The 14,998-nt window shown below is 68.8% G+C and carries 10 protein-coding genes and 1 tRNA gene; 8 read left to right on the top strand and 3 right to left on the bottom strand.

From position 1 onward, the window contains the following. Nucleotides 1-105 precede the first annotated feature (105 nt). On the bottom strand, nt 106-954 hold the full coding sequence (locus tag KO481_RS01085) for an RDD family protein (RefSeq protein ID WP_215915033.1): 849 nt from the start codon (nt 952-954) through the stop codon (nt 106-108). Nucleotides 955-1,121: 167 nt separating this feature from the next. Between KO481_RS01085 and KO481_RS01080 the strand changes: the two genes are divergently transcribed. Then, nucleotides 1,122-2,072 (top strand): stage II sporulation protein M, encoded by a 951-nt coding sequence (locus KO481_RS01080; RefSeq protein WP_215915032.1) that lies wholly within the window; start codon nt 1,122-1,124, stop codon nt 2,070-2,072. 717 nt (nt 2,073-2,789) lie between these two features. Here the strand turns inward: KO481_RS01080 and KO481_RS01075 are convergent. Together KO481_RS01075 and KO481_RS01070 are read right to left on the bottom strand one after the other, a co-directional pair. Then, a complete protein-coding gene (locus KO481_RS01075; RefSeq protein WP_372451866.1) occupies nt 2,790-4,223 on the bottom strand; it encodes a hypothetical protein in 1,434 nt (477 codons plus the stop codon). Between the two features lie 420 nt (nt 4,224-4,643). Next, nucleotides 4,644-4,726, bottom strand: a tRNA-Leu gene (locus KO481_RS01070). Between the two features lie 234 nt (nt 4,727-4,960). Here KO481_RS01070 and KO481_RS01065 point away from each other — a divergent pair. The 7 genes from KO481_RS01065 (at nt 4,961) to pknB (ending at nt 14,998) form a co-directional block, all read left to right on the top strand. Further along, nucleotides 4,961-6,355, top strand: a complete 1,395-nt coding sequence (locus KO481_RS01065; RefSeq protein ID WP_215915031.1) for an FHA domain-containing protein — start codon at nt 4,961-4,963, stop codon at nt 6,353-6,355. A 186-nt stretch (nt 6,356-6,541) separates the two neighbouring features. Continuing rightward, nucleotides 6,542-7,009, top strand: coding sequence for an FHA domain-containing protein FhaB/FipA (locus tag KO481_RS01060; RefSeq protein ID WP_215915030.1), 468 nt, complete (start codon nt 6,542-6,544; stop codon nt 7,007-7,009). Continuing rightward, nucleotides 7,006-8,508: a PP2C family protein-serine/threonine phosphatase gene (locus KO481_RS01055; protein ID WP_215915029.1), complete on the top strand. Its 1,503-nt coding sequence runs from the start codon at nt 7,006-7,008 to the stop codon at nt 8,506-8,508. Before KO481_RS01060 ends, KO481_RS01055 begins: the two co-directional genes overlap by 4 nt. Further along, complete coding sequence (locus tag KO481_RS01050; protein WP_215915028.1) at nt 8,508-9,989, top strand: FtsW/RodA/SpoVE family cell cycle protein; 1,482 nt, start codon at nt 8,508-8,510, stop codon at nt 9,987-9,989. Before KO481_RS01055 ends, KO481_RS01050 begins: the two co-directional genes overlap by 1 nt. Then, a complete protein-coding gene (locus KO481_RS01045) occupies nt 9,986-11,449 on the top strand; it encodes a peptidoglycan D,D-transpeptidase FtsI family protein (RefSeq protein WP_215915027.1) in 1,464 nt (487 codons plus the stop codon). Before KO481_RS01050 ends, KO481_RS01045 begins: the two co-directional genes overlap by 4 nt. Nucleotides 11,450-11,480: 31 nt before the next feature. Continuing rightward, entirely contained in the window at nt 11,481-13,097 is a 1,617-nt protein-coding gene (locus KO481_RS01040; protein ID WP_245400215.1) for a protein kinase domain-containing protein, read from the top strand. Beyond that, nucleotides 13,094-14,998 (top strand): Stk1 family PASTA domain-containing Ser/Thr kinase, encoded by a 1,905-nt coding sequence (gene pknB / locus KO481_RS01030; RefSeq protein WP_215915025.1) that lies wholly within the window; start codon nt 13,094-13,096, stop codon nt 14,996-14,998. Before KO481_RS01040 ends, pknB begins: the two co-directional genes overlap by 4 nt.

The following is a 14,998-nucleotide window of genomic DNA, read 5'->3' as shown; positions in this document are numbered from 1 at the left end:
TGGTGGGTTGGAGATGGAGCCGGCGCGCCGATGATGCGCGCGGCGGATTCACTGACGACGCCAGATCAGGTCGGCATCCGGCGATCGATCGGCCGGGCCTCGGGATCAGGCCGGGCGCTGCCAACCCGAGTCGATGGAGGGCGCGAAAGGTGTGGGCGCGAAGGACATCGGGGCTACCAGAACCGGCGCCGCGACCACCGATCGCTGGACGGTGAGGGTGCGGCGCTGGCGTTCGGAGATCAGGGCGCCGAGGATCTGCAGTGGGGGGTGGCCGGCGGGCGGGACGACCCGCAACTGGGTGCAGACGGCGGCGACCAGGGCGTTGCCGAGGTTATACTGCACCTCGGGGGTGAGGCTGGCGTAGCGGGTCAGGTACTGACGGATCGGCAGGGCCAGATCTTCGCCCAGTCCGGACAGGTCCAGGTGCTGCGCCCAGCCCTGCAGCCAAGGCGGCGCAACGGCCAAGGCGGGCAACGGAATCGTGGCGCGATCGTGCACCACGACGGTGCCTGCGAGCACATCACCCACGCGGCGGGCGCGCGGCGAGCACAGCGAGGTGACGACCGCGACCGCGCCGAAGCCGCCCAGGCTCCAGAAGTCCACGATCACCCAGGACAGGCCGCGGGTGAGCGCGTGCCGGAAGTCGATGGGGCCGCCGTCGCCGCGCACCACGCGCAGGCCCAGCACGAGCTTGCCGACGGTCCGGCCGTGCATCAGGGTTTCGCAGGTGACCGGATATCCGACCAGGATGGCGACGAAGGTGACCAGGGTGATGGTGTTGAACCACGCGCTGTCCGGCTGGATTTGCAGCATGACCGCGGCGATGGCGAGCACCAGGATCCAGCCCACCATTGCCTGCAGCAGAAGATCGATCAGCATCGCCGCGGCCCGGGTCGGGATCCGCGCGATGGGAAGGTCGAGGGCGACGGCCTCGCCGGTGGTGAATACGGCCATGATCTGTTCACCATAACGGGCGTCGTGACCGGCCGGACCGACAGCGAACGATTCGTCGGACCGGAGAGATACCATCCCCGTGCGGCCCGCGCGGAGCGTGCCGCGAGAGCGAAGACGCGGCCGGACGCCGCACGGAAACCGGAGCGCGGCGGAGGGGCACGAAGACAGTGGACGTGGACGCATACACATACACGCACCGCCAGTCGTGGTACCGGCTCGACCAGCTGTCCCGGCAGCACCGGCTGTCCGGCGCGGAGGCCGACGAGCTGATGGCGCTGTACCGGCGCACCTCCCAGCAGTTGTCCCGGTTGCAGTCCCATTCGCCGGATCCGGAGCTGATCGGCGGCCTGTCCGCGCTGCTCACCAGGGCACGCGGCCGGGTGCTCGGCACCCGGGTCGAGGCGTGGCGCGCGGTCGGGCGCTTCTTCACCCACAGCTTTCCCGCGGCGGTCTACCGGATCTGGCCGTGGTGGACCGGCGTGGCCGCGGCATTCGTGGCGATTGCGGCGGGGCTGGGTGTCTGGGTCTCCGGATCCGGTTCCGCGCGCAGGATTTTGGGCGTGCCCGCCGATCCGGGCAGCCTCACCAGCCCCGGCGGCGAGTTCGAGACCTACTACTCCGCGCACCCGCACGACGCGTTCGCCGCGCAGGTCTGGACGAACAACGTCTGGGTGTCCGCGGTCGCGCTGTTCACCGGGCTGCTGATCCTCCCCGCGGTGTACGCGCTGTTCATGAACGCGCTCAACGTCGGCGTCTCGGCGGGCCTGATGGCCGATGCGGGCCGGTTGGACGCCTTCTTCGGATTCATCCTCCCGCACGGCATGCTCGAGCTGACCGCGGTCTTCGTGGCCGGGGGCGCGGGCCTGAAGCTGGGCTGGACGCTGATCGATCCGGGCCGGCGCAGTCGTGCGCAGGCGCTGGCGCGGCAGGGCCGGGCCTCGGCGACCGTGGCGCTGGGCCTGGTCGCGGTGCTGGCGGTATCCGGGACGATCGAGGGTTTCATCACGCCCAGCGGCTGGCCCGCGCCGGTCCGGATCGGCATCGGGCTGATCGCCGAGCTGGGCTTTCTGGTCTACGTGTTCGGGGTCGGCCGTCGGGCCGCGAAGGGGTCGGTGTAGTTACCGCCGGGCGCACAATCGGCTAACAGCGCGTAATTGGCTTGCGTAGCGAGGCGCGGTGACCCAAGATCGAGTCGGATAATTTGAGAGCCACTGGCCGCAGCGAGTCCAGCTCAGCTGCGGCCAGCGTTACCGTCAACTCTACACAATCGTTATCCCGATGCAACCTCCCCTCCGCCTGGCGCGTGTGTAGGTCACGGCCCGAAAGCGGTGGTCCGGCAGGGACAATCGATCCTTCGGCAAATCCGTAGCGCCCACTCTGTTGCGAGTCCGGAACATCCAGCGTGGCGTTGTGCCCGATCCCTCCCATTCGGCCCGGAACGGGCTGCGGCATATGTCCGAAAACGCCCATCGCAAGGTTAACCAGCCTCGTAGAATCGCCACCTTCTAGGCACATCAACACCGCACAACCAGGGCATATACCACGGAAATTACCGATGACGGAACGGTTGCCATATAGTAAACAAACCTCAAGTTTGTTAATGCGGGCCAATTCCGGAATGCAGTTAGGTGATAGGGCCTTATCTGCGTACGGACACCCAAATACGCGGCGGAGATACCGCTCCGTGATCATTTTGTTCGTGCCCGCAACCAAACCCGCGCGCCCCGCGCCCTCACCGTGGATGCGGCGAAGATCACACCGCGACGGAAAACCTTCGCCCGGACCTCGTCCGGGATTCACCACCGGTACACGCGAATCGGTCCGGGAGCGAGTCGCTAACCGATGCGCAGGATGCCGCTGAGTGTGCCCTGCAGTATCCGGTGGTCCCGGGTGATCAGCGGCGCGGTCTGCAGGGGATCCTCGGCGATCGTGCCGGGCAGCGGGCTGCGCGAAACGACCGCCCCGGTCTCGGCGTCGACCGCGGCGAACTCGAAACCATCCAGCGGCGTGGCGTCCGGCAGGCCGACCCGGTCCACCGTGTAGATCAGGCCGTCCGCCGCGGACAGGATCGGCACCGCCGAGCTGCGCACCGGGCTGTCCCAGACCGTGTGACAGCCGTCCGCGCCGACATCCACCCGCGTCATGCCGCCGGTGAACGACGCACTCGACGGCACGGACGGACCCGCGCCCTGCGGCAGCGTCGGATACGGATAGCCGTAGGTGCTGGCCACGACCACCGTGCGGCCCAGGCCGATCGGCGCGTTCTCGCTACCCGGGCCGCCGCGCGTCAGCACCGGCTGGCTGCACACCAATTGCCCGGTGCCGGAACGAAATACGAGCAGATGCGCGGCTCCGGCGGCATTGTCGACGATGGTCACGTAGTCCGCGCCGGTCTTCGGGCCGAAGTAGACGGGTGTGGATCCGGTGCCCCAGCTGAGCTGCCCCGGCTTGCGGCCGGGGCCGCGGTCGTAGGCGCGGCGCCAGGAGATCTCGGGGCGGCCGGAGTCACCAGTGTGGAATTCGTAGAGCGCGAACGTGGTGGCGACGGCGATTCGGCCGTTCGGGGTCGCGGAGATGCTGTTCTCGACCATCTCCCCGGCCGGAAGGGAGACCGCCGAGACTCCCCCTGCCGCGCCCACCCGCCCGACGACCGCGTGCTCGGTGGCGAACCACACCGCGCCGCTGGAATCCGGAACCAGTCCCACGACACTGTCGCCCGCGGGCACCACGCCGGACAGATCGACCGACGACGTCACCGCGAGGGCCCATCGTCCCGCCGCGTCCCGCGCGTGCCCGATGCGCAGCAGGTGGCGGTTCCCGTCGACGACCACCAGCCGGTTCTCGTTGTCCAGGAAGGCATAGACGCCGCCGAGCAGTCCGCCCTTGGCCAGGGTCAGGGTCGCCGCGGCGGTTCCGAAACCGAGCGGTCCGGTTGCCCGGGGACCGATGAGTTCCACGGTCGGCGCCCGGTCGGCGATCGTGGTGCACAGCGCCACGACCAGCCCGTCCGTACCCTGCAGCAGCGTGGGACAGGCGTCCGCCAGCGGGTAGACCGTCGCGGAGACCGGCCGTGCACCCGGTCCGGCCAGCGGAGTCGCATCGGACGATCCGGCATCCGAATGCATCGTCGCCGAACCGAGCGGACCCAGGTAGGGGTTCGGCGCGGCGAATGGGCCCCATCCGGTGGAGGCCTGCGCGGGCGCGGCGAACGCCAGCAGCCCGGCGGTGCACAGTGCGGTCGCGATCATCCCGGGAAGACGTCGAATCATGGTGTGCACCTGCCCATTCCGCTGCGGTCACGGCATGGTCACGCCGCGACTCGAGCACAGTACCCGACCAGCCCGCACCCGACCCGACAGTCAACTGACCAAAAGATGGAAGCACCGGTCGCACCCGTTGGGCAGTTCGACGCCTGACCAGCTGGTCGTCGGCCGTCCGGTTCCCGTCGACGAGTGACCCGATGACACGCCCGGCCGCGTGAGACGCGTCTCTCACCCCGGACAGCGGCAATCAATCCTCGCGCGGTGACACAGAACATGTGTCCGGTCCGGACACAACCGCCCGATCTCGCTGCCCAGCACCGGGAATGGCGCGGGCCGAGGTGAGAAGAGACACAGCATGACGACGGCGGGTCAATGACAAACAGAAAGGCCGCAGACCGAATCCGGTCTGCGGCCTTCCCGCACCTGTGGGCGAAGGGGGACTTGAACCCCCACGTCCCGAAGGACACTGGCACCTGAAGCCAGCGCGTCTGCCATTCCGCCACTCGCCCGAGCGACTTGGAGACAGTAGCACGGGGTCGCGATCGGAACGAAATCGCCTGTTCACGGGCCTACACGGGGGATGGACAGCAGATGGGAACCGCCGAGCGTTGCCAGGAGTTACAGGTGTGGACGATCGTGGATATCATGCAATGACCGTGTCCGACCGTCGACACGCCCTATCGGCGTGTCGCGAATCCTGAACAGACGACCGACGCACACGCATACCGAAGGGAGGGTCGGCGATGGGGATAGTGACCAGGTTCGAACGGCGCCTGAAGGATGCCGTCGGCGACGGCTTCGCCCGTGTCTTCGGTGGCAGTGTCGTCCCCCAGGAGGTGGAGGCGGCGCTGCAGCGTGAGGCTTCCGATCGGGTCACCGAACTCGACGGCGGCCATCTGCTGGCCCCCAACAGCTACACCATCACCATCAACGCGGCGGACCTGCGGCAACTCGATGCCGACCATGACCTCACCACCCGGGCGTTCGCCAAACATCTGCAGGAATACATCCGCGATCAAGGGTGGCAGACCTACGGTGATGTGCATGTCGAATTCGAACCATCCCCTACGCTGCACACCGGGCAGTTCAGGACACGCGGACGGGTAGACCCGGACGCGGGCCGTCGCGAACAGACGGTCCGCGGTCCATCTCCCGGCCGTTCCGGACCGCCCCGACAACGAACCGCACACCCGCAACCAGGAGCTGGCCCCATGACGCAGAACTCAGGCTACGACCCCAGCCGTGAGCCCGCGGAGTCCGATCCACGCAACCGCGGGTACGCGCCGCCGCCCGCGGGCCGCCCGGGTCAGCAGGGCTACGACGAATACGGCCAGCAGGGCGGGTACCAGGCTCCCGCGGGTGGCGGATATCAGGCGCCGGGCGGCGGCGACTACGGCGAGTACCAGAACGGCCACGACTACCAGCAGGGCGGATACGGCCAGCAGGGTGGCTACGAGCAGCACGGCGGGTACGAGCAGCAGGGCGGCTACGGCCAGCACGGCGGGTACGAGCAGCAGGGCGGCTACGGCCAGCAGCAGGGCTACGGCGACCAGGCGTACGGCCAGCAGCAGGGGTACAGCGACCAGGCGTACGGCCAGCAGGGCTACGAGCAGCAGGCCGGCCACGGCCAGCAGCAGGCGTACGGTCAGGCCCCCGGCGGGTACGACCAGGGCTACGCCCAGTCCCCCGGCGGGTACGAGCAGGGCGGCTACGGGCAACAGCAGGGCTACGGCCAGCAGGGGTACGAGCAGCAGGGCGGGTACGGCCAGCAGCAGGGCTACGGCCAGCAGGGCGGTGCCCAGGGGGGCGGCTACGGCGCGCCCGCACAGGCCGCTCCCGCGGGCGGGTCGAGCTATTCGGCCACTCTCCAGCTCGACGACGGCAGCGGGCGCACCTATCAGCTCCGCGAGGGCAGCAACATCATCGGACGCGGCCAGGACGCACACTTCCGGCTCCCCGATACCGGCGTGTCCCGCCGCCACATCGAGGTCCGGTGGGACGGTCAGGTCGCGATGCTCTCGGACCTCGGATCGACCAACGGAACGCTGGTCAACGGGTCGCCGGTGCAGGATTGGCAGCTCGCCGACGGCGATATCATCCGCGCCGGACATTCCGAGATCCTGATCCGGATCGTCTGATCCCGTAAGCTCGCCGATACAGATCACGTTATGGCGCGAAATCCTCGCCCGTATCGTGATCGCAACCGGTCATCGGCCCTATGATGCTGCCAGCCCTCGCCCCGGCAGCAGGTCCGTGCTGACCCAGCAGGCCGGTTGGGGGACAAGGCGTCGTACTCGACTCGGTCGAACAGGAGGTGGAGCACCGTGCAGGGACTGATCCTGCAACTGACCCGTGCGGGGTTCCTACTGTTGTTGTGGCTGTTCGTATGGGCGGTGCTCCGTACCCTGCGCAGCGACATCTACGCGGCATCCGGCATCCGGATCCAGCCCCGGGCCGCACGCGGTTCCGCGGTGCTGCCTTCCTTCAGCCGTGGCCAGAAGGGCGCCAAGTATCTAGTGGTGACTCAAGGTTCACTCGCCGGCACTCGAATCACACTCGGCGCGCAGCCGGTGCTCATCGGGCGTGCCGACGATTCCACGCTGGTACTCACCGACGACTATGCCTCCACCAGGCATGCTCGGCTCTCGCCGCGCGGCGACGACTGGTACGTCGAAGATCTAGGATCCACCAATGGGACGTACCTCGACCGCGCGAAAGTCACTACCCCCGTGCGGGTTCCGCTCGGGTCCCCCGTCCGTGTCGGTAAGACAGTGATCGAGCTGCGATCGTGACCCTTGTTCTCCGTTACGCGGCGCGCAGCGACCGCGGTCTCGTTCGAGGTAACAACGAGGATTCCGTCTACGCGGGCGCGCGCCTGCTGGCGCTCGCCGACGGCATGGGCGGCCACGCCGCCGGCGAGGTGGCCTCCCAGCTGATGATCGCCGCCCTGGCCCATCTCGACGACGACGAGCCCGGCGACGATCTGCTGGGCAAGCTCGACCGGGCGGTGCACTCGGGCAATGCCGCCATCGCGGATCAGGTCGAGGAAGAGCCCGAACTGGACGGCATGGGCACGACGCTCACCGCAATCCTGTTCGCGGGCAAGAAACTCGGCCTCGCGCATATCGGCGATTCGCGCGCCTACATGTTCCGCGACGACGTGCTGACCCAGATCACCCGCGACGACACGTTTGTGCAGTCACTGGTCGACGAGGGCCGCATCACCGCCGAGCAGGCGCACACCCACCCGCAGCGATCGCTGATCATGCGGGCGCTGACCGGCAACGAGATCGATCCCACACTGACTATGCGCGAGGCGCGCGCGGGCGATCGCTACCTGCTCTGCTCGGACGGCCTGTCCGATGTGGTCAGCGACGAAACCATCGCGAATACGTTGCGCGAGGGCAATACCGACGAGTCCGCGGACCGGCTCATCGAGCTCGCCCTGCGCAGCGGTGGCCCCGACAATGTCACGGTCGTCGTCGCCGATGTCATCGACCTGGACTACGGCCAGAGCCACCCGATCGTGGCCGGCGCCGCCTCCGGCGAGGACGAGGACACCCCGCCCCCCAATACGGCAGCCGGACGCGCGGCGGCGATGCGCCCTCCTCGCGCGGCGCCGCGACGACCCTCAGTGGCCCCGGAACCACCGGAGCCGCGTAAGAGTCACAAGCTCCGCTGGATCCTGCTGACGCTGGCGCTGATCGCCGCCGTGGTGGTCGGACTCGTGGTGGGCTACAAGATGATTCGCAACAACTACTACGTCGGCGCCGATAACGGCAACGTGGTTATTGTGCGCGGGCTGCCCGGATCGGTGCTCGGATATTCCATCCATGACGTGGATCAGCTCGCCTGCGTGCAGCGCGACGGCCAGGTGGGCCTGGCGAGCCCGGGAGAGGACTTCCCGGACGGATGCCGGCAACTCCAGGTCGCCGATCTGCAGCAGACCGGACGCGACAAGGTGAACAGCGGCCTGCCCCCCGGCGCGCTGGACGATGCGCACCGCCAGCTGGACAAGCTCGCCCAGCAGGATCTGTTGCCCGCCTGCACGACCACCGTCCCGGTCTCGACGCCGCCGTCGAGCACTCCCACCGCCGCCTCGCCCACGCCCACCGCTCCGGGCGGCGCCCCGGGCAGCACCGGCACGCCCGGCACTTCCGGCGTTCCGATTCCCGCCAGCAGCGATGCCCGGCCCGGTACTCCCGGACCGGCCAGCGCCGTACCCGCCCCGCCGACGACCACGTCGTCGGTCCCGCAAACCCCGGGGGAGAACTGCAGGAAGGCGGACTGATGTCCGCACCGGCACCGCCATCCGCGGGGGCCTTCCCCAGCCCCCCGGGCGGGTTCGCCCCCGCTCCCCCGCCCTCGACCCGTCGCAATATCGAACTATTGCTGCTGGTGGTCGCTGTCGTCATCACGATGGTGGCGATGGTGCTGGTGGAGGCGAGTCTGGACCAGCGGCTCTCCTGGGAGCTGGCCAAACTCGGCCTGTCCTATCTGGCCCTGGTCGGGGTCGCCCATCTGGCGGTGCGCCGGTTCGCCTCGTTCGCCGATCCGCTGCTGCTACCGATCGCGGCGCTGCTGAACGGGCTGGGCCTGGTGCTGATTCACCGCCTGGACCTGGCCGGCCCGCAGACCGTCGGCGGCAGCGACGCCGACCACCAGATGCTCTGGACCGCCGGCGCGGTCCTGGTGTTCGCCGCGGTGCTGGTGGTGGTGCGCGACTACCGCACCCTGGCCCGATACAATTACACGCTCGGACTGATCGGCGCGGCCGCACTCCTGGTTCCAGCCGTGCTGCCCGAGAGGTATTCGGAGACGAACGGGGCCAAGATCTGGCTGCGGCTGCCCGGATTCACGGTGCAGCCGGGCGAATTCGCGAAGGTGCTGCTGGTCGTCTTCGTCGCGGCGTTGCTGGTGGCCAAGCGCGATCTGTTCACCGCCGCCGGACGCCGCGCGTTCGGGGTGGAGCTGCCGCGCCCGCGCGACCTCGGTCCGATCCTGCTGGTCTGGGTCGTCTGCGTCGGCGTGCTGGCGTTCGAGCGGGATCTGGGTGTGAGCCTGCTGATCTTCGCAACCGTGCTGGCGCTGCTGTACATCGCGACCGAGCGGGTGGGCTGGCTGGTCACCGGCGGAGCGCTGCTGATCCTCGGACTTGCCTTCGCCTACAACACATTCGGGTTCATGCGGACCCTGGTGCACACGTGGCTCGACCCGTTCGCGGTGTACAACAGCACCGGCTACCGGATCGCCCAGTCGCTGTTCGGGCTGGCAACCGGCGGCCTGGCGGGCACGGGCCTGGGCAGCGGGCGCCCCGATCAGGTGCCCTTCGCCAAGACCGACTTCATCGTCGCCACCGCCGGTGAGGAGCTGGGCCTGATCGGGCTGGCGGCGATCCTGCTGCTGTTCACCGTGTTCGTCGTGCGCGGGCTGCGCACCGCACTCGCGGTGCGGGACAGCTTCGGCAAGCTGCTGGCGGCCGGGCTGGCGTTCACCATCGCGGCACAGGTGTTCCTGGTCGTCGGCGGTGTGACCAAGCTGATCCCGCTCTCGGGCCTGGCCACCCCGTTCGTCTCCTACGGCGGCTCGGCGCTGCTGGCCAACTATGCGCTGCTGGCACTGCTGATCCGGATCTCCGACTCCGCGCGCGCCCCCGCGCCGGTCCGCAAGCGCGAGCCCGCACCCACCGAGGTGTTCGGCGCGGTGAAAACACAGATCATCAAACCGGACAAGACCGACTTGATCCGCCTGGCTGAGGGGGAACCGGCATGAACACACCACTGCGCCGCGTCGCCATGGCCGTGCTGGTGATGATCGTCGCGCTGCTACTGAACGCCACCTACGTCCAGGTGATCAAGGCTGACAGCCTGCGCAGCGATCCCCGCAACTCGCGTGTGCTGCTGGACGAGTACTCCCGCCAGCGCGGGCAGATCTCCGCCTCGGGCACGGTGCTGGCCAGCTCGGTCGCCACCGACGACCGCTACAAGTACCTGCGCACCTACCCCACCGATCCGGCGGCGTACGCGCCGGTGACCGGGTTCTATTCGATGCAGTACGGGCGCACCGGACTCGAGCTCGCCGAGGATTCGGTGCTCAACGGATCGGACAGCAAGTTGTTCGGCCGCAGGCTGATCGACCTCATCTCCGGTCGCGATCCGCGCGGCGGCAATGTGGTCACCACGATCAACCCGATCATGCAGAAGGTCGCCTACGACCAGTTGACCAGCAACGGCTACACCGGCTCGGTGGTCGCCATCGAGCCGAGCACCGGCCGCATCCTGGCCATGGTGTCCACCCCGAGCTACGACCCGAACCAGCTAGCCTCGCACGACGGCGCCGCCAGCACCAAGGCGTGGGACCAGCTCAGCTCGGACCAGAAGCAGCCGCTGCTGAATCGCGCGATCTCGCAGACCTATCCGCCCGGATCCTCGTTCAAGGTGATCACCTCGGCCGCGGCGCTGGAGTCGGGCATCCAGACCACCGATCAGTTCTCGGCCGACCCGCGAATCACGTTGCCCGACACCAACACCACGCTGGAGAACTTCGACGGCGAGCACTGCGGCAACGGCGCCACCGCGACGATGGAGCTGGCCTTCGCCCTGTCCTGCAACACCGCCTTCGCGCAGATCGGCATGAAGGTGGGCGCGGCCAAACTCAAGGACACCGCGGCCGCATTCGGCATCGGCACCCACTCGGGCATTCCGCTGCCGGTGGCCGACAGCACGGTCGGCACGATTCCGGACCAGGCCTCGCTCGCCCAGAGCAGCATCGGCCAGCGCGACGTGGCGATCACCCCGCTCGACGACGCGGTCGTCGCGGCCACCGTCGCCAACGGCGGCGTGCGGATGGAACCGCACCTGATCGATCAGACCCAGGGGCCCGACCTGAGCGAGCTGTCCCGGACCAAGCCGGTGGCGGCCGGTCAGGCGATCAGCCCGCAGGTGGCCTCGACGCTGACGAACATGATGATCGACTCGGAGAAGAACACATTCCAGGGCAATACAACCCCCTTCCAGATCGCCTCCAAGACCGGCACGGCCGAACACGGCGCGGATCCCGGCACGACTCCGGCGCACTGCTGGTACGTCGGCTTCGCCCCGGCGCAGAACCCGAAGATCGCGATCGCTGTCGTCGTCGAGAACGGTGGCAACATGGGACTGCGGGGCACCGGCGGATTCGTGGCATCCCCCATCGCACGAGCCGTGCTCGAGGCCGGTCTGCAGGGGGGCTGAACGTTATGAAACAGAGCCTACGGGGGCTGGAATGCTGACCAATGGTGCGCTGATCGCGGACCGCTACAGACTTCAACGCTTGATCGCCACCGGCGGCATGGGCCAGGTATGGGAGGCGCTGGACACGGTGCTGGACCGCCGGGTGGCCGTGAAGGTACTCAAGGCGGAGTTCTCGGCCGATCCGACGTTCCGGCTCCGGTTCCGCACCGAGGCCAAGACGACCGCGCAGCTCAATCACCCGGGCATCGCCGGCATCTACGACTACGGCGAGACCATGGACCCGCAGGGCGGCGAACTCGCCTACCTGGTCATGGAATTGGTGCAGGGGGAACCGCTGAACGCGGTGCTGAACCGGCTCGGGCGGCTGTCTGTCGTGCAGGGGCTGGACATGCTCGAGCAGACCAGCCGCGCGCTCGAGGTCGCCCATGCCGCCGGCGTCGTGCATCGCGACGTGAAGCCCGGCAATATCCTGGTGACCCCGACCGGCCAGGTGAAGATCACCGACTTCGGCATCGCCAAGGCCGTGGACGCCTCGCCGGTGACCAAGACCGGCATGGTGATGGGCACCGCCCAGTACATTGCGCCCGAGCAGGCGACCGGCGAGGACGCCACCTCCTCCAGCGACGTGTACTCGCTGGGTGTCGTCGGCTACGAGGCCCTCGCCGGGCAGCGGCCGTTCACCGGCGACGGCGCGCTGACCGTCGCGATGAAGCACGTGCGCGACACCCCGCCGCCGATGCCGTCGGATCTACCGCCCAATGTGCGCGAGCTGATCGAGATCACCATGGCCAAGGATCCGGCGCGGCGTTATCGCAGCGGCGGGGAGTTCGCCGACGCGGTCGCCGCGGTGCGGGCGGGCCGGCGTCCGCCGACGCCGCGCAGCATGCCCGGCGGACCGCTCCCGGCCGGTGCGGCGCGGGTGTTGCCGCCAACGGGCGCGACCACCGTGCTGCCCCGCGACTACGACCGCGATTACGACCACGACTACGACGACGAATTCGACGACGACGCACACTATTCCGCCCATCCGCCCGGGGCCACCACGGGCCTGCCCGGCGGCCGCGGCACCGTTCCGCCCGGTACCCGGGCCGCCGCCGGCCTGGACGACGAGCCCGGGCTGAGCCGGGCGGCCAAGGCGATGATCGGCCTCGGGGTCGGCGCCGTGCTGCTCGGCGGCGCCGCGGCGTGGGTGCTGTTGAGCGGGCATCCGCCGCAGAATTCCGTGACTCCCTCGGTGCGGACGTTCACCTCGACCGTCGCCCCGACGACCACCACGACCGCACCGCCGACCACCACCGAAGAAACGACGACCACGAGGCGGTACGTGCCGCCTCCGGTCACCACGACCACCACAGCCCCGTCCACGACGACCACGACGCCGTCGGCGACCACCACCCCCTCCGACACGACCACCGAGGATTCGACCACCCCGACAACCACCCGCAAACACCGTCCGGGTGTACCGCCATGGGCCACGGGTGACCAGACTTACCCCACCTGGGAACTACCATATCCAGGGGTTCCGGGTGCCAACGGAACGAGCAGCGAGAACACTCCGGGTCGGTACGGGCAGGGCCCGTACGGCCCCTACACGCACGGCCAATACAACAACAGCGCCCCAGCTACCTCCTCGCAAGGAACGCCATGACCACCCCGAAGAATCTGTCTTCTCGCTATGAGCTTGGCGAGATCATCGGATTCGGCGGTATGTCCGAGGTCCACAAGGCCCGGGACGAACGGCTGGGCCGCGATGTCGCCATCAAGGTGTTGCGCGCGGATCTGGCTCGCGACCCGACGTTCTATCTGCGGTTCAAGCGGGAGGCGCAGAACGCCGCGGCGCTGAACCATCCGGCGATCGTCGCGGTCTACGACACCGGCGAGGCGGAGGTCGACGGCGGGCCGCTGCCCTACATCGTGATGGAGTACGTCGACGGCGACACCCTGCGCGACATCGTGCGTGGCAAGGGGCCCATGGCGCCGCGGCGCGCCATGGAAGTCATCGCCGATGTCTGTGCGGCACTGGATTTCAGCCACAAGAACGGCATCGTGCACCGCGACATGAAGCCGGCCAACATCATGATCAACCGCCACGGCGCGGTGAAGGTGATGGACTTCGGCATCGCCCGCGCCATCGCGGACGGCGCGAATTCGATGACCCAGACCGCGGCGGTGATCGGTACCGCACAATATCTTTCGCCCGAGCAGGCCAGGGGCGAACAGGTCGACGCGCGCTCGGACGTGTATTCGGTCGGCTGCGTGCTCTACGAAATCCTCACCGGCGAACCGCCTTTCACCGGCGATTCCCCGGTGGCGGTGGCCTATCAGCACGTGCGCGAGGATCCCCAGCTGCCTTCGCACGTGCACCCGGGAGTGCCGCGCGAGCTGGATTCGGTCGTACTCAAGGCGATGAGCAAGAACCCGGCCAACCGGTACCAGACCGCGGCCGAGATGCGCGCCGACCTCATCCGGGTGCTCGGCGGGCAGAAGCCGCAGGCGCCCATGGTGATGACCGAGGAGGACCGCACCACCCTGCTGGGCAGCGCCGACGCGCAGCCGCGCTACCGCGGCGGCGACCGCGACAGCGATACCGCCGAACATGAGGCCGTCGGTTCGCGGGACCCGCGCCGCACGCTGCTGATCGGCGCGGTCGGGGCGGGCATCGTGGTGGTGCTGGTCGCGCTGTACTGGGTGTTGTTCGGCCCGGACGGCAGCTTCAATCAGGCGACCGTCCCCGACATGACGGGCAGGGCCGCCTCACAGGCGGTCGACCAGCTGCAGAAGGCCGGTTTCTCCGTCGCGACCCAGGACCGGGCCGACAGCAAGATGGCCACCGGCAACGTCATCTCCACCCAGCCCTCGGGCGGCACCCGGGCGCCCAAGGGCAGCACCGTGACCGTGCAGGTCTCCTCCGGACCGGCCCAGATCCCCGTGCCGCGGCTGGCGCAGCTCACCCAGCAGCAGGCCGAGCAGCAGCTCAACGCCCTCGGCCTGCGGCTGGATCCGAATATCGGCCACGACGCGTCCAGCATCGACGACAAGGACAAGGTGGTGAACCAGAATCCGCCGGAGGGCAGCAAGATCGACTCCGGCGCCGCGGTCACCATCTCGCTGGGCAAGGGTCCGGACCAGGTGCGCGTGCCGCAGGTGGTCGGGCAGTCGATCAGTGTCGCGCAACCCAACCTGACCGACAGCGCCGGATTCAAGATCGTCGTGCAGCAGGTGCCGTCCCCCCGCCCCAAGGGCGAGGTGATCGCGACCAACCCCGCGGGCGGATCGATGGCAGACAAGGGTTCGACCGTGACGGTGCAGGTGTCGGGCGGCGATCAGATCGCGATGCCGGACCTGAACGGGATGACGCCCGTGCAGGCGGTGGACGCGCTGCATGCGGCGGGCTGGACCGGTGGCGCGGGACAGATCGTCCAGTCCACCCAGGGCACCTTCGACGCCGGGAACGTCGGGCGGATCGTGGATCAGCAGCCCAAGTCGGGCACCTCGGTCGGAAAGACCGCGACGATCACGATCGTGACCGGAGTGCTCGGCCCGCCCTAG

Source organism: Nocardia albiluteola, from assembly GCF_018860155.1.
Taxonomy (GTDB): Bacteria; Actinomycetota; Actinomycetes; order Mycobacteriales; family Mycobacteriaceae; genus Nocardia; species Nocardia albiluteola.
This window is presented reverse-complemented; position numbering and strand designations above follow the sequence as displayed.

Excerpts from the sequence above, each read along its gene's own strand:
- KO481_RS01040 (WP_245400215.1), top strand. The coding sequence starts at position 11,481 with ATGCTGACCAATGGTGCGCTGATCGCGGACCGCTACAGACTTCAACGC.
- KO481_RS01065 (WP_215915031.1), top strand. The coding sequence starts at position 4,961 with ATGGGGATAGTGACCAGGTTCGAACGGCGCCTGAAGGATGCCGTCGGC.
- KO481_RS01085 (WP_215915033.1), bottom strand. The coding sequence starts at position 954 with ATGGCCGTATTCACCACCGGCGAGGCCGTCGCCCTCGACCTTCCCATC.
- KO481_RS01075 (WP_372451866.1), bottom strand. The coding sequence starts at position 4,223 with ATGATTCGACGTCTTCCCGGGATGATCGCGACCGCACTGTGCACCGCC.
- pknB (WP_215915025.1), top strand. The coding sequence starts at position 13,094 with ATGACCACCCCGAAGAATCTGTCTTCTCGCTATGAGCTTGGCGAGATC.
- KO481_RS01045 (WP_215915027.1), top strand. The coding sequence starts at position 9,986 with ATGAACACACCACTGCGCCGCGTCGCCATGGCCGTGCTGGTGATGATC.
- KO481_RS01050 (WP_215915028.1), top strand. The coding sequence starts at position 8,508 with ATGTCCGCACCGGCACCGCCATCCGCGGGGGCCTTCCCCAGCCCCCCG.